Consider the following 19,350-nt stretch of genomic DNA (forward strand, 5'->3'; position numbering starts at 1 on the left):
TTTACCCTAGCCCGGATAGTCCCACTTTGTTTCCAACTTGATTGCCTATCAGGCAAGTCCTTTTGTCAATAGGGTTTGAGACGCGCTAACCCTGGCGCATAAGTGGGTTTCCTAAAAAGTTTTCTCAAATCATCTAATTAAGTAGGTTAGATGAGGTGCTGCTACGTCTGTTGTAGACATAGCCAAGACTGCAAGCAAAGCCTATTTGTTAAACATCGCCAACCGGACTTTAATTTGATTGGGAAGATTGGCAATCAACACCTCTCCTTTATTAACTACAAAAATAAATGGGCAAGGTTGTATCAAATCCCGCAAAACTGGATTTGGTTTTGAAACCGTGATATTCTCAATGGAGTGTAAAATATGCTAGGTGTAGGCGTATCTGTGGTCAGGCGACTCCATAGCTATCGTGCATCGAGCGATCGCTTTGCAGGTTATAGTTCTCAATTCTCTAACGGCGAATAAAGGATTGTTTTTTGCCTCCAGCATAGTACAGCGTATGGCATCAAATGCAGTTATTCAAGCCCTTAAAGCCGATCGTTGGAAGTACACAAGGAGAAATTCATTCGGTCGATCGCCTTAACGATGATTCCCTAGTCATTAATCGTGAAAAATACTCAATGGTAAAGGTTTTTTGAGAGGATTTGGATAACGCCATCTGGCAAAGTCTGCAATATTAGATATAGTTAAAAAATCAATCGTTTTAAACTGCCGATCAATAGCAGGAAGGCTGCATATTTTAGCTCCAATATTTAAGTATGCCTGCAAAATTTTAGGAATCTCAACATTAGATGAATTTGGACAATTTTGAGTCAGTTCTAGACAAAATTGTGAATTTGGATAAACCAAAATACTTGGATGCATCAAGTTATTCTGCCGAAAATAATCATAAGCGCAATTAGCTTGCCCAGGACATTGTGTGAGTAATGATGCACAGCCAAAGAAATATTGGTTTTTACTCCAGATGAGATAATTTGCCAACCCTTCCCAGAGTAATAAAAGTGTCTGACTATTGCGATATTCTTTAGCTATACATACACGCCCAACTTCCACTGATACCTGAAGTACAGAATTGGGAATTCCATTAAGATTAAATATATCCGTAGCATCAAAGCCTAGTCTTTGAGAAGCCATTATATAGGTCTGCATCCGATAAGTTCCAATCGTTTTACCCGTATGTTTGGAGATTAGGATTAAATGATGGCAAACCGCATCAAACTTATCTATATCCATCTGGGTAAAGTTAGAAGCAGAAAATCCCAAACCTAGTTCAAGATTAAAAACCTCAAAACGCAACCGAAAAATTGATTCTAATTCTTCTTCAGTTGAAGCTAGCCGTAGGGTATATTTTTCAGTTTGAAGGACGGGAAAATCTTCAAGAGGGGGAGGAGGATTCAGTGGGTAATTGATGCGTCCAGAAACTTCCATCTATCTTCCTACTTAGATTTGCGAAAATATTCTACTAGGATTTAGGCGCTAACAAATAGCTCAGATTATGCATTAATGTGTCGAAGTGTAATTGAGACAGTTTTCGATAAAAGATCCTTTAGAGCAATACGCTTGAGTTAAGGATTTTTGGTACTGATTTTTGACCTGTAAAGATGCGTTATACCATTTCTTTGTGAGGCTGCGCCAAATTTTCTTTCTTCCTTTGTGTCCTTTGCGCCTTTGCGGTTCGTTCCTTATATAATTTGGCGCATCATTATACAGAATTGGTATTAGCGCAACGGGACATTAGCATAGAGGGGCGTACTCTTACAGAGAAGCAAGCTACGCGCAGCGTCTCCTAGAGAAGCCCAGTCCAATTTTGCGTCTTTACCAAGGATTTTAGATTGAACTGAACAGTATTGTAGTCTAGAGAGCTTTTTTACTTTCTTAGATTAGGGTTAGAGTGCTCTTATTATGGACATTAATTACCCAAAAATCTGGCAATAAGATACAAAATTTTCTTTTGATATACGCTATAGATGTAAGTTATACCATTTTACACAAACCCTGATATATATTGTGGTGGCAATTACCCTCAGTGAGGGAGTTATGTCAATTGCTCGACCGAGAGAACTTGCTATGGTGTTCAAAAGTTGAAGTATCGCAACAAGGCTTATTAAAAAGATTTTTAGGATTTCCAGCTTCAAAATCAGTTCTGAATTTGCTAACTGCACATCAGAGGGCTATTCCCGCTTGCTAGAGTGTGAGTAGTTCACGTAAAATATAATGCCATTGTTGCGGCAGTTCTCATGACCTCATCTGCGTCGTTTGACACATTAGAGTCTTTACAGGCGGATATCGCTGACTTAATCGTTCGTTTACCGACATTAAAAAATCGGCAATTTATTTTGCAAGCACTTACTACTATTGTTCGCCTAGCTGATACCGAAATTGAGCGTCTCGATTGGAAAATATTATCGTCTGCATTAGCAGATATGGAGCGCGGTTTCCAGCTTTTTTATGATTATCGACACGTTCGCAAAGTCACCATCTTTGGTTCTGCTCGTCTAGCTCCAGATAGGCCAGAATACCAAATGGCCCTTGAGTTTGCTCGTGCTATTTCTCAATTAGGATTTATGGTGATGACTGGCGGTGGTGGTGGAATCATGCAGGCGGGTCATGAAGGTGCTGGGCGAGAAAATTCCTTTGGATTAAACATTAAGTTACCCTTTGAACAGCAAGCAAACCCTTTTATAGAGGGCGATCCCAAGCTAATTAACTTCAAATATTTCTTTACCCGCAAGCTGTTTCTCCTCAAAGAAAGTGATGCTGTAGCCTTGTTTCCGGGAGGCTTTGGCACTCAAGATGAAGCTTTTGAATGTATGACATTAAGCCAAACTGGTAAATTTGGGCCAGTACCTTTAGTTTTAATCGATCGCCCTGGTGGTGATTACTGGCGCTCTTGGAGCGAATATATTGATAAGCAATTAGTGCAAAATGGTCTTGTCAATCCTGAAGACCCCAGCCTTTACACGGTGACAGATAACCTGGATGTGGCTTGTGACGCTATCACCCGTTTTTACCAGGTTTATCATTCCAGCCGCTATGTAGGCGATAAGTTGGTCATCCGCCTGAAGACAGATATATCAGACACTCTTTTAGAAAAACTTAATACTGATTTTAGCAACATTATTATTCAAGGAAGGATTGAAAAAAGTCAGGCATTACCTCAAGAAGCACAAGATGAAACTGTTGGACTACCTCGCCTCATTTTGTACTTCAATCAACGCGACTTGGGGCGCTTGTATCAGATGATTGCCACAATTAACCGGATGGGTACTCCCTCACCAGAGGATGCAGCACATCCAGAAAGAAAGTAGGTAAGCTAAAACACATCCAATTTGCATATTAAAATTTTCTCAATATCTTGTGAGGTGGACATCTTATCCGCCCTAGATTATCCAAATTGAATGCTGATTAGCTTATTAAAGGAAAAAAGGGGGAGAATCTTTAATTACTTTCCCTATCCTTATTTCAAGGTTATAGAATTACCTCACCGATCGCGCAGCGTAAAACCTTTTCTTCTTAAGCTGTCTGCGACACACTGCGCGTAGCTGGCTTCTTGGCAAGAGCGAGTCTTCTCTTGTCGGAGACGCTACCGCATAGCTTGCTTAAGAGTAGGGGTACAAGCGTCAAAGTCCGTCGTCGATATCGCCAACGGCGTAGTATCTGCACAAAGCAAGAATATTTTTATCAAGGAAGGCAGGAGGCAGGAGGAAAACTGCCCGACGCTCGCGGACTCGCTAACGCTGCGCTATCTACCTCCTGCCGCGACGCCTTGGGAGCAGGGGTTTAAGACCTCACCGTTTATACGGCGCAAACAAAAAGGGAGGGGTCTGAATCCTCTCCCAATTGTTCCAACTGAGCCTCCTGCCTCCTGCCACCTGCCTCCTTCAATTTCATGCGGCTATCTTCTTGAGCAATGGGGATTTTGGCATTGTCAAAGCAAGCCGCGAAAACAATATAATTCACCCCACTTACAGATGAGAAAAACACCAGTTATTATGGCTCAATACTGATTATCGTAAAAAAACTTGTATATTAGCACAGTAAACAACGTTTCAAATCCTGACAGAGGAATAAAAAATGCTGGAATTATTGGGTTCAGGTTTAGTGTCGCTTTGGCTGGAAATGGCTGGGGTACAAATCAAGCCTCTAGATGCCTTAGATGCACTAACTTGGCAAAGTAGCCCTGGCTTGGTTCTTGCCCCCGATCCAAATCCATCTGGGGCGACTACGGTGCAGGAATATCTGAAAAAGCTGATCGCATCAAAAGTGGTAGCCCAAAATCTGGCTGAGAGTCAGGGGATTTGGATGCAGTCGGGGCCGATGCTGATGGCAAATCACCAAGGTACGACACCTCTGCCGGCTGCTTCTTTAACTAAAATTGCCACTTCACTAGTTGCTTTGAAAACTTGGGGGCCAGATTACCAATTTGATACTTTGGTGAGTGTCACTGGTCCAGTGGTAAATGGAGTTGTGCAGGGCGATTTGGTGGTTACAGGCCGTGGCGATCCTTTGTTTGTTTGGGAAGAAGCGATCGCTCTTGGTAATACTCTCAATCAAATGGGCATCAAGCAAGTAAAGGGAAATTTAATTATTACTGGCAGTTTTGCCATGAATTTCCAACGTCAGCCAATGTTAGCCGGTCTAATGCTCAAGCAAACACTAAATCGTGCGACTTGGGGACGCCCTGCAATTTTTACACACTCAATCATGCCCAAGGGAACGCCCAAGCCTCAAGTTGTCATTGCTGGCGCGGTGAAAGTTGAGGCGCAACCAAACCCTCAACAAACTTTGTTACTGCGTCATCGCTCATTGCCCTTGAAGCAACTGCTCAAGGAAATGAACGTTTATAGTAACAACGATATGGCAGAGATGCTGGCAGACTCAGTGGGGGGAGCAACTGTAGTCCAATCAACAGCTGCTAACCTGGCGAGGGTGCCACAAGTAGAAATTCAGTTAATCAATGGTTCTGGACTGGGCCCGGAAAATCGCATTTCCCCCAGGGCTGTTTGTGCCATGTTTATGGCTATTCAAGCTGAGGCATCTCTACATCAACTGAATTTGGCTGACTTGTTCCCCATGTCTGGATTCGACCACCGGGGGACACTACACACTAGACACATTCCCCTGGCGACTGTGATCAAAACTGGCACCCTCCGGGATGTGAGCGCTTTAGCGGGAGTGATGCCCACACGCGATCGCGGTTTGGTTTGGTTTGCTATTATCAATCGTGGGACAAATGTCTGGGGTTTGCGGACTGGACAAGACCAACTTTTGCAAAGTGTTGTTAAACAATTACAACTACCTCCAACCGTTCCTATTGCCCTGACTCCCCACTCAGTTATCAACTCTTTACCTCAGCTAGGCGCAGCTAGTCGAAATGAAATCTTATACAAAAGTTAGTTCATCCATAGTCTAGAGTTAGAACAGAGAGCGGACTAATCTTATTGGCAATCCAAAAGTTTTATTGATGGGTAAAAACCGAACTTGTAAAGGGTAAATGTCCATAATAGCTTTTGGGTTAAATTTTCTATTAAGTTGATTACAGGTAGTTCGCAAAATGCCCTAACCCCAGTAGGGGAAATAGCAGGCGAAACCTGAAATAAAAATAACTGTAAATAGATTTGTCACGACTAAGCAACAATTAGGCTTATAAATTAGGTTGTGATTATGCGATTTCCCAAATTATCTCGGTCTTTACGTCAATTCACTACTCATGTTTTAGCGATCGCGCTAGGAGTTCTGCTAGCGGCTAGCACATTGCAGGTGTTACCCTCCCAAGCCGAACCAGCACCCACAATAACTGCTGGAGATACTTCAAAGCTAATTGCCCAACGGCAATCACCAGCTAGTGCTGCGATCGGTAGCAGTAGCTTTGTCACAGCAGCAGTTAATCGTGTTGGTTCAGCAGTTGTCCGTATTGATACTGAGCGGACAATTACTCGCCGCGTCGATCCATTTATGGAAGACCCCTTTTTCCGTCGGTTTTTTGGTGACGGTTTCTCCCAACAGATGCCTTCTGAGCAGTTACGTGGTTTAGGCTCAGGTTTCATTATTGACAAGAGCGGGTTAGTTATGACTAATGCTCATGTGGTCGATAAGGCTGATAAAGTAACAGTTCGGCTCAAAGATGGTCGCACCTTTGAAGGGAAAGTTCAGGGTATTGATGAAGTCACAGATTTGGCAGTAGTCAAGATTAACGCTGGTAACGATTTACCAGTGGCGCCCTTGGGTTCTTCCACCAATGTACAAGTGGGAGACTGGGCGATCGCAGTCGGTAATCCTTTGGGATTTGATAACACCGTTACCTTGGGAATTGTCAGTACCCTCAAACGTTCCAGCGCCCAAGTCGGCATTAGTGACAAACGTTTGGATTTCATTCAGACAGACGCCGCCATTAACCCTGGTAACTCTGGCGGGCCACTATTGAATGGTCAAGGTGAAGTAATTGGTATTAACACAGCCATTCGCCCTGATGCAATGGGTATTGGGTTTGCAATTCCTATTGATAAAGCTAAAGCGATCGCCGCCCAACTGCAACGTGATGGCAAAGTTGCTCACCCCTATCTAGGTGTGCAAATGCTAACTCTGACACCCGATCTTGCCAAGCAAAATAACACCGATCCCAACTCTCCTATTCAAATACCAGAAATTAATGGTGTTTTTGTCATGCGAGTTGTCCCCAATTCTCCAGCCGCATCTGCCGGTATCCGACGCGGGGATGTAATTCTTCAAATTGATGGTAAAGCTATTACCAGTGCTGAACAATTGCAGAATGTTGTGGAAGATAGTCGTCTTGGTCAAGTATTACAGGTGAAAGTGCAACGGGGTAATCAGACACAGCAGCTTTCAGTCCGCACAGCTGAGTTGCAAAATGCTTCGTAGGGGCAATATAGCCAATTTTAATTGTGTGGAATAGTAAGGGCACAGCAATGCTGTGCCCAAAGCGCGTATAGTCTATAAAGGTTTTTAACCTACGGAGGTGGGTAAAGTCTCGTGTAGCCGCGACTTCCAGTAGCCAAGGCAAGTAACAATTTAGACTTTTCAAACATCCTCTTTGAATAGAAACTGCGATCGCACATCGCTGTTTCCGGTGCTACTGGTTTCCTCTTTTGATAAGTTGGAATTGATGGGTTGCCATGCCTACGGCGGGCTACACCTAAGCATTGGGGGAGCTAACGGAGTTAGAATACTTTCGGTCACTTATTACACGTATTAGCCCTAACGTGTAATGCTGCATGAATTATGAGTCTAAACAATAAGATAACTAGAGGTTTCTTCCATTAATTGCGTAATTGAGAATAGAAACAGTGTATTAATAGTAAAATAGGATGCCGCTCTTAAGAGGTAGTAGATGGAGCCATTAACTGCTGGTGCGATCGCCATTGGGACTGTCATTGCGACTAAGGCTTTGGAAAAAACAGGCGAAAAGGTAGGCGAATCCTTATGGGATAAGACTGGTCAGTTCCTCTTAACTCTGAAAAAACACTCTCCCCATACTGTAGTTGCTATTGAGAAAGCGCAAGAACAACCACTTGATTATGGTAAAGCTGTATTAGAGGTAGAATCAGCAGCAAAAGCTAATGCTGAAGTCAATCAAGCGGTGCAGGAATTAGCAGCAGCAGCCAAAGCTGAAACCAATCCCAAAATTGTAGAGATTGTCAATATGCCTAACTTGCAAAAGTTGGCAGATAAGATTGTCAATTATGCTCAGGGAGATATTAATATTGAAACCCAACAAATCAATATTTGACTACAGTCGCCCCCTGGGGAAGGGGCAAAGTTATTTTCCAATACCGATACATCTAATTCTAAAAAAACAATTCTTGTTCTTGCGCTCGGTTGCATTGCTCAACCAAGGCAAGAACTGCATGACGAGGTAATAAGAATTAAGGATGCTTTAAAACAATCTCTACATCGAGATAAGTTTGATGTCAAGGAAAAGTTTATAACAAGTTATGAAGACTTACAGAAATCTCTTTTTGAGTCTAGACCTTGGATTGTTCATTTTAGTGAACATGGAAAGGCTAAAGCGGAGGAATTAGCTCTCGAAAATGAGAAAGAAGGTAAAACTCAGTTGGTGACTGTTTATACCTTAATAGAAATTTTTAAGTTTTTTGCAGACGTTGGTGTGGAATGTGTTATTCTCAATTCCTGTTATTCAAAATTGCACGCAAAGCTAATCAACTTGATCATTAACTACGTGATAGTAATGGAACAAGTAATCACAGATGACATCATAAGATTTTCAACTGGTTTTTATACGCAATTAGAAGAGGATTTTGAAAAAGCGTATCAATCTGGTTGTAACTCAATTAAATTAACCGGGCGGTTAGAAAACTTTAAACCACTGCTTTTCCGGCAAAATCATACAATTGAACAACTTAAAGACTACGCAACAAAAGTTCAAGAACCTTTATACGAAGGTTACGCAGAATGGAACGAAGAAACTGAGTCTACTTACCGTAGTTTTAATAGCGAGTATGAACCAACTTTAGATGAACTACGAGAACAGCGGAGTTTACTTCCTGAAGAAGCTATGGCTGTTAATGATTTGATACTAGAACTCTGTAAGCAAGAAGAAGAACTATTCAGGAAATATGAACAAAGGCTAAAAGAAGTAATTGAGCGAAATAGTATACTTAATGAGCAAAATCGTAAAGCTCTAAATGCATATCAAAAATCTTTGAATATCAGTGATAATTTGGCTGGAAAAGCTTACAATAATCTAGCTATATGTTTATCTTATCAAAGTAAGCTTGAAGCAGCAGTTGAGCTTTTTAATGAATCAATAAAGTTTAACAAAGATGACCCCGTAGCTTATTTTAATCTGGGATACATTCTTTACCAACAAGGTAAAAGAGCAGAAGGAATTGCTAATCTTAGGAAGGCGAGGGAGTTATATCAGAAGATGGATATGAGTGATTGTGTTAAGGAAATCGAACAAGATATCGAAAATTTTGAAATTAACAATAATATTATTTCAAAAATATTAAGATGGTTATTCAGAGGATAGCAACCTGTCGGAAAACTCAGTATTGGGGCAAATATTGCACGGATATATTTTTTCATATTGTGGTTATAAACATTCTTAATAAGTTCAGACTGAAAGCTTGGTGGCTCTTATGAAGTCGTAGTAATAAGTGAAGCTAATGAGAAAAGTTGGCTGATAACCTGGCACGAAATTCTAGAAATTAACAAAGCCGTAAGCTTGTCGTTTTATCAACTTGACCTTATTCTTAATCCCCTCTATAACTCTACTCGTTATACGATTCAAGAAGTAATTACAAACTCCATTCAAGTGATTGCGAATAGTGGTTAGGACATCACGATAGACTGTTCGGGCTTTTTTTCAGCCATAGTAGGAGTTGTGGACTGACCCGATTCAACTGTGTGACAGGTTTCAAAAATATTTCTGAATTCCTCTTTCAATTTAAAAACTGATTTTGTAAGACTTCAAGGCATAGTTTTCACCCTCTCAGACACGTTGTTATCCTTATTTTCAAGAATACCGCTGTCTTTCAAAGCTATGTCCGCTGCGGTTGCAGCCACAATACCGACTTCACCTGCTAATATAATATTTCTATATTTCTTATTTTCTTCTTCTACCAAGCTTCGTGCCTGTTTTCTAATTTCTCCTTCAATAGTTCTGTGACCCTGCTCTATGAATTGGCTTCGCTTTACAGGATCTAAACCTAAACTGTCAGCTTCACTATTTAACTTCACAACCTCTGGTTTAATCTCTATTTTGAGTTGTTCAACGACATTATTTTTAATAGTATCTTTAGTATCTCGTTTGTTTTCAGAAATAAACTCAATAGGAGGTCTAGCATTTCTTATAGGTGGTGGATTATTTTCGTCAGGATTTGAAGTGTCAGGTGGTGTAGGATTTGGATTAGGATCGCCAGTTTTTGAAGATGGATTATTACATAGGTCTTTTATCCGATCGACGGACTCAAAGTTCTCAGATATGTTGGTTTCGTCAGAAAGTGTCTTTTTTTCTATCCTATTCTGTGTCTGTTTGATAACATTATAGTTACATACGTGTTTTCTTGCAGATTGTGTAATAATACTAACAATAACGTTACCATAGCCTTTTATCTGTTTGTCTATACTGTTTGTACTACTGTTTATACTTTTGATAAAATCAGACTTACTTACGTCTATTATCACAGTGACTGCGCTTTTATTTATATGATCCACAACATGAGATTGATTCACTACTGTCCGCAATCCGCTTGTTAATAATGAAGAACCTATTGAAACCGTTGCAACCGTTGCAACTAATACACCGCTTCCACCATTTCTTGACATTTTCCTTCCCTTATCTAATTACAGTTTCTTGTAAACACATTTTTAAAAAGGCAATTAGCCCTGTTATGGGGGTATGACGAAATACGTGCAAAATTACCCCCATTGTAAAGTTTTGTAACTCTAAATCTCAAAACCTTGATTCTCTAAGATTTCAACATTCAGCTTTAGTATGGTGTTTATACCAAAACATTCCTAAAAAGAACTGTTTATGGGCAAGTTGCAGAAACGAAAAGTGGCAGAGAGGCGATTTTACCGTCCAAAAATTTAATTTTCTAAATACCATTTATAGGCAAGTTAGTAAATCAAGACAGCAATTATAGCAACAATTCTTTGCAGCATATCCTAATTGACACATATTTCGTCATGACCCCGTAAGGTTTCTAGAAAACTTTTCAGTCTACTTAAAGTAGTAATTATTTGGTTTTTAGCAACACTTCCCCTAATGAAGTGTTCCACTCTATAAAGAAGGTAACAAGCAGTATAAATTGTCTGATTATCATAACTGAGTCCTGTTTTTAGGCACAGATACAACGAAGTGAAAGTATAGGCCAGGACACTGATAACTTGGCATTACTAATAAGAATGCTATGCTTAATCAGTCTCCTCTCAATGCCTCCGAAGTTAGCTGACGGGCTAGGACTGAGAGATGTCCTTCTTGAGAAAGTAAAGCATGAGCCAAACTTCCACAAGATACGCCCCAATAATGGTTCCTCCGTTCCAACCTAACTCGACTGAACGATATTAAACTGGATTAGGCGCGACTTCGTTAATTCAATAATAACGTGGTGTCAAGAAATAATGGTACTTTTACGGAAACTATTCCCGAATTAATCAAATCTTTAAAAAGGACATACATTAGCTTGAAATATTTAGTGTTTAAGGATTTATAGCTGCTATCAATTGCTGCTGTTGTTGGAGTATTTACGCTCTTAATTTTGACTTTTACCAACTTTCGATGATTGAATAGTTTGTTTTGTCATACCTAAAACCCCTAAAAAATCAATGTTACTCTGCCTGTTATTGCCAACTTTCACCAATTTCACGGCCTTTTCCAAAACGGTGTTCTTCAGTTATTTTTGCGCTTTTTATAAGGCACATTCAGTAAATCAATCGCCCGTTTCTTGACCGCTTCCCCACGCCTATCGTATTTACTTGTTGTATTTGAGGAGGAAATTTTTACAAGAGCCATGAGGCATTGACTGAGGTAGAACCAGTTTCAATTGCCTATTCCACGTTAGAGCCATTACGTGTAATTAGTGACTATATATCTATATATATTGATATAACATTGAGCTTTTTTAGGATTGAGCCGATATCTGTGTAATTTGGGTTTAGTTTGTACAGAGTAGAGCATATACTCTGAAAAAAAAGCTTGCCTGATCTCAGAAAAACAGGTAAAACGGCTCTTTTATAAAGGCTGCCAATCACTTGTAGTAAAGGTTTAGGGCTACCAGTGCTGCGAAACTTCCTTCCCCAGTCAGGGCTATGACCCTAAACATAACTTAGGCGATCGCTATAACGACTCTAAATCACTTACCAACAGCTAATACTAGACCTTCATGGGCTAATATTGCTTGAGGAAAAGCAGATTTAATATCAACTTGAACCTGGTCAAGAAAATCATCATGGTCATCTGGGTGATGATGAGAAATAGCTAGCCGTTGAACGCCAGCACTCAGAGCAGCATTCACCGCAGCTTGCCAGAGTAAATCAGCAGAATCATGATTGTGAGATGTAGGCGGAGTGTAAGTGGCATTGGCAATCAGCAAGTCAACGCCTTGAATGAACCGTAAAATCCGCTCTCGCTCCACTTGATCGGCATTCTGGTGCAAATCTGTGATGTAAGCAACACTATACTCTTGCCAAGTAACTCGGTAGCCAACTGACCGCTGAGTTTGATTAATTAATGCAGTTGTAATTGTAACATCATCTAACTTCACGTTACTTTCTGGAGTCAGATTGTAAAATTGCAATTCCGACTGCATTACCTGTAAAGGGTAAGGAAAGTGTGGCTGGAGCATCTGATCGTACAGACATTGTTTGATTGAGGCTCCATTTGAGGCAGCTGTGCCGTAAATATGGAAGCAATTTTCCCCAATAAATGCGGGAGCAAAAAAAGGAAACCCTTGAATTCGGTTTGATTGGCAGTTGGTAAAAAATAAATGGGCTTCTAGTGGCTGTTGCAGTTCTTGCCAAGTTTTACCCAGTATGCGTAAGCCAGTACCACCATCAAAAATCAAGCGTTTCCCAGCTACATGTATTTCTACACAAGCGGTATTGCCACCATAACGACTGGTATTGCTACTGGGAGTGGGAATCAAACCTCTGACACCCCAGAATTGCACGATAAATTCACCTGCTGGGCTACTTGGCAGGGTAGATGACTTTTCTGTTATGTAGCTCTGGGAATCCGACAACTCAAAATTTGACATTTTCCTTGAAATTAGACCTTACTGAGCAGGTCATCGTAGCGCCGCACTTCCAACAGCCTGTTTTTTTCGTCCACAATGACTACCGTAGGAGAGTAACTTTTTAACTCTTCTGGAGTGAACTGCCCGTAAGTCATTATAATCAAGCGATCGCCAATAATGCCTAGACGTGCCGCACCTCCATTTAGCTCAATTATTCCTGAATGAGCTGGAGCGGGGATCGCATAAGTAATAAAGCGCTGACCGTTGGCACTATTAACTACTTGCACCTGCTCATAAGGTAAAATACCAGCTTTTTCCAAAAGGATTTCATCAATGCTGATACTACCCACGTAGTTGATATTCGCCCCTGTGAGGGTGCAGTTATGAATTTTTGCCAAAAGGAGAGTACGCTGCATTCTGGTTTGGGTTTGGTGGCAGTTTTTGCGATCCGTAACAAGCGAAAGTTATCAAAGTGAGGAGTTAGGAATAAAAATTCATAACTCTTAACTCCTAACTCATGTAGAGACGCGATTAATCGCGTCTCTACTTCTAACTCCTCTATTATCCTCTATAAGCTTTGACGGATTTTTCTACTAATGCTGCAACCTTGTCCACATCTTGCCAACCAAGAATTTCAGTCACCTTTTTTTCCAAATTTTTATAACTACGGAAAAATTCAGCAATTTCATCTAAGCGGTGTGGTGCTAGGTCTTTCAGGGATTTTACTTGAGTGTAGCGCGGATCTTTGTCAGGAACACAAAGGATTTTTTCATCGCGATCGCCACCGTCAATCATCTCCAAAAAGCCAATCGGTCGCGCAGCAATAACGCAGCCGGGAAAGGTCGGCTCATCAATTATGACCATACCATCGAGGGGATCGCCATCATCAGCCAAAGTATTAGGTACAAAGCCGTAGTCATAAGGATATTGTACTGAGGAATAAAGTACTCGGTCTAGAGCAAAAGCTTGTAGTTCCTTGTCGTATTCGTATTTATTTTTACTTTTGCCAGTAATTTCAATCAGAACGTTGATTAGACCCGGTTTCGGTTGGGCAGGAATACGAGATAAATCCACAAAAAACTCCTCTGATAACGGTGAATCATGGGGGCACTCAGTCAGCTTCGCTCCCCGTGTAGAATTTTAGGGCAATATGGATCTCTTCCCAAGGTATTTGTTCTACGGCATAGGGGACTGGGAAGAAACTTTCAGCTGTAGCCTATTCCCTTGAATTAGCTAAAAAATAGAAAAAGCGTTACGAGCAAACTTCGCAACGCTTTTTCCAAGAGGGTATTATGGATATCCTCCGCCCTTAATTGCTGTTAGAGGAATTTTTGTCCTAACTTTGTTAAGACTACTGAAATCTGGAGTTACACAATCTAGATTTAGCTTATGCTTGACGAACTACACCAACATCTACAGAGATTGTCTCAAAATCAATCTTCTGCTTTTTTGTAGGTTTCCCCATAAGGAAATGCGACTGGGAAGCTCGATCAATCTTGATTTCCTTGTATGTTTTGGATCAGAGGTTGCTGGTTATTTTGAACATTAGTTGAAGAGTAGTGGGCGATGACAAATACGGGTAGGGTAAGAGTCAACAGAGCGATCGCAGTTCCCACAATGTCTGCCAAACGTTGGGAATATGTATCGGCATTGGCAGACTGGCTATTTGAATTCATACAAAATTGAAGTTCTTCGCAACACTGTGTAGGTTTACTCTCTAAGTGAGAGTATTAATGCTATTTTAGCTATTTTTAAACTGTAAAATGTGTAGCATTCTACAATTTAAACCAGTTATACAACTGTCATAGTAGCCTTTTTATACATGGACTTCTTAATACAAAGTTACAAGTAAACAAATCATGTTTTATTTTGTAATTAATATTTTCAGATGTTTCCTTGTATGGTGTAACGGGTTGCATACGCAAAGCCCACTTTGACAGCATCATAAGCTACATTTTTTCGCTGATTAAATATTAATTAGCAAAACATATTTGTCCGATACTTCATGATTATAACATCCTAAAACGCTTTTGATAAGGTCATTTTACTGGAATTGCTAATTTGTGATACAGGACACAAAACCGCAATTGCACTGATAGATATTCAGTGCTTTTGATTGTTATATGGTAGTTATACACAAAAATATTTGACCCCAGAGAAGAAATAGGTAGTAATCATTTTTGTAACCAATGATAACTACCGAATAAATACAGATATATCAACTGTATAAGGGAGAATAGATTCAGTGATATCACTAAACAAATATTTAAGAATTTAAATTTTGCAATCTATGTAATATCACGGCAATTTTGTCAATCTATATAAAGGTATAGTAAAAAAAGTTTTAGAAGCTGGCGTAGACGTGTAGTGGGTTATTACCAAACTTTCCTCATATCTGAACAAAATACCCAATCCCAATTTCCAGATCCTAAATCCGTATAACTTTTTGGATAAATTAAAATCTAAGACGAAAAATTGTATAACAAATTAATTAGCTAAAAAAACCGCCACTAAATATAATAGAGCGGTCTGGTTAAGCAATCCGAAGGTAATTACAGATTACTCTGCTAATAAATGAAATTGCTGTAACGGCGTTTGCACTAAATTGAGGATTGGGGATTAGGCACAAGAAGCAGAGGAGACAAGGTAGACCAAGAAGAGGGGGGAGACAAGGGAGAGACTTGTTCAATAATTCCCCTTTGTCCCCTTATCCCCAGAGGGGGCCCCACCTTCCCCATTGGTGTCAACTTAACGTATAAGCTAGATTTGGCGAACTTTCCAGGTTTGACCCTCACCCCCAACCCCTCTCCCAATTTTGGGAGAGGGGAGCAAATTCTCTAGTTCCCCGAATCCCAAGTTGGGAGAAGGGGTTAGGGAATGAGGGCAAAACGTCCTCTCAAAGCAGATTTTTTCTTAAGTTGACACCAATGCACCTTCCCCACTTCCTACTCCCTTCCATAAACACTCATTGGTTCCTTGATAAATCGGGTGTAAAGATGCTTAAACGTAGACTTAATTACGCGAGGCATACCAAAATCAATGGGCATTAACTTTTCTGGTAGCCGCCAATCTTCTATTTTTAATAAATCAGGATTTAAATGCGGAAACTCTATGGCAGCAAGTTCTGGACAAACTCCTAGTCTTTGAGAAGCTGCAACTGTGGGCACTTGTTCAGGAGAAACATTGAGGATTTCTATCATTGCCCGATCTAAGGCAAATATATCTGATGCAGCTGCTAAAATGCCCAGTTGGCGAGGTTCCCCGTTGCTGGGGCCATTACCTTCATGACCGATGATACCATCTAATATGGTTAAGTCAGGATTAATCGCTCTGGCAGTTTCTACTAACATTTCACCAAATCTATTTGCATCTTTTCCCGCTTCCATGTGCCACCAAGCTTTCATTTTGCCAGGGACACAACCAAACAGGTTTTTTACGCCCAGTGTTAATGTCAACTGGGCGTGTGATTTCACTTTCGGTAGGTTAATCACTACATCTGCTTCCATTGCTTCTTTAGACAGTCGTAGATGGTTAAAATTGTCACTGACGATTTGGTAACGCTGACCGTGAAAATCGATGATGGGAAGATTGAGTTCTTCTAGAATAGGCAGATAGCCATTTGTTATTGCTACGCCCTTGGCACTACCAAAAGCAGGACTATCGCCCAAAAATGGCTTACCACCAACCTCAATTACCATTTGGGCAACTTCATAAACTAGTTCGGCACGGGTGATACACTCTTTACCAGGACGCGATCCTGTAAGTAGATTCGGTTTGAGTAAAACGCGATCGCCTTTTTTTACAAACGCTGCCATTCCTCCAAAAGGTTCTAGGAGAATCACTAAAGATTCCCGTAATGCCTCTCGTTCGTAGGATGTAGCCCGAATGAGACTGACAGATGATTTTTGAGTCTGCATATATTGGGGACTGGGGACTGGGGACTGGGGAATGGAGTATGGGGAATGGGGACTGGGGACTAGGAAATAAATATTTAGGAATACTTTCTCAGTACCCAATACCCAATACCTTATTATTCTGTTTTGAGCGGTAAGATACCACTCATTTGCTCTAGATTTAGCACTGTGGCTAAGTCTGTTTCACTCATTAATCTTCGTTCTAGGACAATCTGTCGGAGAGATTTGCCAGTTTCTAAAGATTCTTTGGCGACAGCTGCGGCATTTAGATAACCGATGTGGGTATTTAGTGCGGTTACTAAAGCTAAACTGCCTTCGGCATAATCTAAACAACGTTCTTGATTAGCAGTAATTCCCTCAATGCAGCGTTCGGTGAGTGCGGCGATGGTATTGCCGAGAATTTCGATACTGTGAATTAAGTTATAGGCAATCAGTGGCATCATCACATTTAGTTCTAATTGTCCGGCTTGTGCGGCTAAAGCGATCGCACTGTCGTAACCCATCACCTGAAAACATACCATTGATGTCATCTCTGCCATGACTGGGTTATATTTCCCTGGCATAATCGAGGAACCGGGTTGTACTGGGGGTAGTTGAATTTCTTTTAAACCAGTTTTTGGCCCCGAATCCATCAGCCGTAAATCGTGAGATATTTTAACTAAATCCTGAGCTAAATTCCGCAAAGCACCGGAAACATTCACAAATGGCGCCATACTCTGCATAGCTGCCATAAGATGGGGTGCAGGTTCTAAAGGAGTATCAATCAATTCTGAAAGAACTTCTACCACACGAGCGCGATACAGAGGATGAGTATTTAATCCTGTTCCGGCTGCACTACCTCCCAAACCCAGCACCATCAAATCTCCAGAGGCGGTATAAATCCGGTTTTGATGTTCTGTAAGAATTTGCGCCCAAGCCCGAAAATTTTCACCCAAACGTACAGGTACAGCGTCTTGTAAGTGGGTTCTGCCAGATTTGACAATATCTTGAAATTCTACAGCTTTGTTTTCTAAAGATGCGATCGCACTATCTATTGCTGGGTGTAATGTCTTAGATAATGCCAATAAACCACCAATACGAATTGCCGTAGGAATCACATCATTGGTAGACTGTCCATAATTAACGTGGTCGTTGGGACTAACACGTTTGTAATTGCCCTTTTCTTCACCAAGTATTTCTAAGGCGCGATTTGCTAGAACTTCGTTGACATTCATGTGGTGGGATGTTCCAGCACCCGCCTGATAAACATCCACAACAAATTGATCGCGGAACTTCCCAGCTAAGATTTCATCAGTTGCTTGCACAATCGCCTGACTAATATCTTGGGGAATGCAATTCAGTTCTCCATTCACTATCGCTGTAGCTTTTTTAATTATCAATCCCGCATTTACGTAAGTATCTAAAGGCTTAATACCGCTAATAGGGAAGTTTTCGATAGCTCGTAGCGTTTGAATGCCGTAATAAACACTACTAGCAATTTGGCGATCGCCCATCGAATCGCGTTCGATGCGGAATTGGGAATCTGTGTGTTCAGTCATAGTATTGTTTTAGGAGAGCTTCAGAAGACAGATTTTCCCACGCAGTTACACTCAGATACACCAATCTGCATATATTTTGCATATTTGCTTGGCTGCTTGTTGCTTTACATTTATTAATTTTTAATTTTCCATGACTATACCTAATTGGATTACCTTCTCTCGCCTTCTGGGTGTACCATTTCTGCTTTATGGCTTGTACAATCCTACATCACAAGCTAGATGGATATGTTTAGCGATTTTTATCGTTGCGGCGTTAACTGATTGGTTAGATGGCTATTTGGCGCGAAAACTCAACCAAATTAGTGACTTGGGTAAGTTTCTTGACCCCTTAGTGGATAAATTTCTGGTACTTGCGCCATTGATGGTTTTTATTGAACTAGGAAAAGTGCCAGCTTGGGGAGTGTTTCTGATTTTAGCGCGGGAATTAGCGATCGCTGGTTGGCGGGTAAATCAAACGACAATTACCGGGGCGAACATTTGGGGTAAACTCAAAACTGTTAGTCAAATAGTCGCGATCGCACTTCTAATTGCACCTCTACCTGAAGTGTGGCAAACTCCCTCTCTAATTGCCTTTTGGATTTCTGTCGCCTTGACTTTAATATCTGGGGGTATTTATCTTTTGCCACAAAAAGCTAGCACTGCTGATTGAAAACATCTACTGTCTCGTCCCTGTCTGTCTGAGATTTCTCTAGATAATCTTCATGAAACCGCAATATAGTATTGTAATTCAGTGGTCAATGGAAGATAAAAAGTACATTGTCAGCCTATCTGAGTTTGGCCCCTATGCACACACTCATGGAAATACCTACGCTGATGCTCTCAATAATGGTGAGGAAGTACTAGAACTTTTGATTGAAGATTACCAAGCACAAGGAAAACCACTGCCAGAACCTTTAACTGCCAATATTTCCTTTCGGTTTGTTTAATCCTCACCCTAATTATTAGCAGTTACAACTAACTTTACTCTCACACCAGCGATCGCAGGTTGGCGGGTAAATCAAATAACGATTACTGGGACAAATATTTTGCATGGTACTGATGTTTTTTTATTCGGAAGTCCTTTAGAACTCGGAAGTTGCACCTTTGAACTCGGAAGTTGCACCTTTGAACTCGGAAGTTGCACCTTTGAACTCGGAAGTTGAGCCTTTGAACTCGGAAGTTGAGCCTCTGAACTCGGAA

At 40.8% G+C, this 19,350-nt stretch carries 16 protein-coding genes, 1 pseudogene and 1 riboswitch; of the genes and pseudogenes, 8 read left to right on the forward strand and 9 right to left on the reverse strand.

Annotated elements, in window-relative coordinates; translation table 11 throughout:
- Positions 1 to 600: 600 nt before the first annotated feature.
- Positions 601 to 1,428 carry a GNAT family N-acetyltransferase gene (locus tag V7K41_RS20745; protein WP_334851205.1) on the reverse strand — a complete coding sequence of 276 codons (828 nt, stop codon included), beginning with the start codon at positions 1,426 to 1,428 and terminating at the stop codon, positions 601 to 603.
- Positions 1,429 to 2,237: 809 nt separating this feature from the next.
- Here V7K41_RS20745 and V7K41_RS20750 point away from each other — a divergent pair.
- The 6 genes from V7K41_RS20750 to V7K41_RS20775 all read left to right on the forward strand — a co-directional run bounded on the left by V7K41_RS20750 (position 2,238) and on the right by V7K41_RS20775 (position 9,010).
- Complete coding sequence (locus tag V7K41_RS20750; RefSeq protein WP_334851207.1) at positions 2,238 to 3,308, forward strand: LOG family protein; 1,071 nt, start codon at positions 2,238 to 2,240, stop codon at positions 3,306 to 3,308.
- Positions 3,309 to 3,595: 287 nt separating this feature from the next.
- The gene (locus V7K41_RS20755; protein ID WP_334851209.1) at positions 3,596 to 3,784 is read left to right on the forward strand and encodes a hypothetical protein; all 189 of its coding nucleotides are present in this window, start codon (positions 3,596 to 3,598) and stop codon (positions 3,782 to 3,784) included.
- Between the two features lie 290 nt (positions 3,785 to 4,074).
- Positions 4,075 to 5,397, forward strand: a complete 1,323-nt coding sequence (locus V7K41_RS20760; protein ID WP_334851211.1) for a D-alanyl-D-alanine carboxypeptidase — start codon at positions 4,075 to 4,077, stop codon at positions 5,395 to 5,397.
- Between the two features lie 267 nt (positions 5,398 to 5,664).
- Entirely contained in the window at positions 5,665 to 6,879 is a 1,215-nt protein-coding gene (locus V7K41_RS20765) for an HhoA/HhoB/HtrA family serine endopeptidase (RefSeq protein ID WP_334851214.1), read from the forward strand.
- A 469-nt stretch (positions 6,880 to 7,348) separates the two neighbouring features.
- On the forward strand, positions 7,349 to 7,747 hold the full coding sequence (locus V7K41_RS20770; protein ID WP_334851216.1) for a hypothetical protein: 399 nt from the start codon (positions 7,349 to 7,351) through the stop codon (positions 7,745 to 7,747).
- Positions 7,748 to 8,206: 459 nt separating this feature from the next.
- Positions 8,207 to 9,010 (forward strand): tetratricopeptide repeat protein, encoded by an 804-nt coding sequence (locus tag V7K41_RS20775; protein WP_334851218.1) that lies wholly within the window; start codon positions 8,207 to 8,209, stop codon positions 9,008 to 9,010.
- A gap of 171 nt (positions 9,011 to 9,181) precedes the next feature.
- Here the strand turns inward: V7K41_RS20775 and V7K41_RS20780 are convergent.
- The 8 genes and pseudogenes from V7K41_RS20780 to V7K41_RS20815 form a co-directional block, all read right to left on the reverse strand.
- Positions 9,182 to 9,316, reverse strand: a pseudogene (locus V7K41_RS20780) (transposase); the annotation flags it as partial.
- A 134-nt stretch (positions 9,317 to 9,450) separates the two neighbouring features.
- Entirely contained in the window at positions 9,451 to 10,308 is an 858-nt protein-coding gene (locus tag V7K41_RS20785; RefSeq protein ID WP_334851219.1) for a hypothetical protein, read from the reverse strand.
- A gap of 595 nt (positions 10,309 to 10,903) precedes the next feature.
- Positions 10,904 to 11,076, reverse strand: a riboswitch (cyclic di-AMP (ydaO/yuaA leader).
- A gap of 761 nt (positions 11,077 to 11,837) precedes the next feature.
- A complete protein-coding gene (locus V7K41_RS20790) occupies positions 11,838 to 12,740 on the reverse strand; it encodes an MBL fold metallo-hydrolase (protein WP_334851221.1) in 903 nt (300 codons plus the stop codon).
- Positions 12,741 to 12,751: 11 nt separating this feature from the next.
- Positions 12,752 to 13,135: an aspartate 1-decarboxylase gene (gene panD, locus V7K41_RS20795; protein WP_292723737.1), complete on the reverse strand. Its 384-nt coding sequence runs from the start codon at positions 13,133 to 13,135 to the stop codon at positions 12,752 to 12,754.
- A gap of 145 nt (positions 13,136 to 13,280) precedes the next feature.
- Positions 13,281 to 13,793 carry an inorganic diphosphatase gene (locus tag V7K41_RS20800; protein ID WP_334851223.1) on the reverse strand — a complete coding sequence of 171 codons (513 nt, stop codon included), beginning with the start codon at positions 13,791 to 13,793 and terminating at the stop codon, positions 13,281 to 13,283.
- A gap of 416 nt (positions 13,794 to 14,209) precedes the next feature.
- A complete protein-coding gene (locus tag V7K41_RS20805; protein WP_094349221.1) occupies positions 14,210 to 14,395 on the reverse strand; it encodes a hypothetical protein in 186 nt (61 codons plus the stop codon).
- 1,269 nt (positions 14,396 to 15,664) lie between these two features.
- Positions 15,665 to 16,636 carry a DUF362 domain-containing protein gene (locus tag V7K41_RS20810; RefSeq protein WP_334851225.1) on the reverse strand — a complete coding sequence of 324 codons (972 nt, stop codon included), beginning with the start codon at positions 16,634 to 16,636 and terminating at the stop codon, positions 15,665 to 15,667.
- A 113-nt stretch (positions 16,637 to 16,749) separates the two neighbouring features.
- Entirely contained in the window at positions 16,750 to 18,171 is a 1,422-nt protein-coding gene (locus V7K41_RS20815; RefSeq protein ID WP_334851227.1) for an aspartate ammonia-lyase, read from the reverse strand.
- A 130-nt stretch (positions 18,172 to 18,301) separates the two neighbouring features.
- Here V7K41_RS20815 and pgsA point away from each other — a divergent pair, with 130 nt between their 5' ends.
- Entirely contained in the window at positions 18,302 to 18,820 is a 519-nt protein-coding gene (gene pgsA, locus V7K41_RS20820) for a CDP-diacylglycerol--glycerol-3-phosphate 3-phosphatidyltransferase (protein WP_334851229.1), read from the forward strand.
- Between the two features lie 52 nt (positions 18,821 to 18,872).
- The gene (locus V7K41_RS20825) at positions 18,873 to 19,097 is read left to right on the forward strand and encodes a type II toxin-antitoxin system HicB family antitoxin (protein WP_334851231.1); all 225 of its coding nucleotides are present in this window, start codon (positions 18,873 to 18,875) and stop codon (positions 19,095 to 19,097) included.
- The last annotated feature ends 253 nt before the right edge of the window (positions 19,098 to 19,350 follow it).

This window comes from Nostoc sp., from assembly GCF_036917415.1.
In the GTDB taxonomy this organism is placed as follows: domain Bacteria; phylum Cyanobacteriota; class Cyanobacteriia; order Cyanobacteriales; family Nostocaceae; genus Nostoc.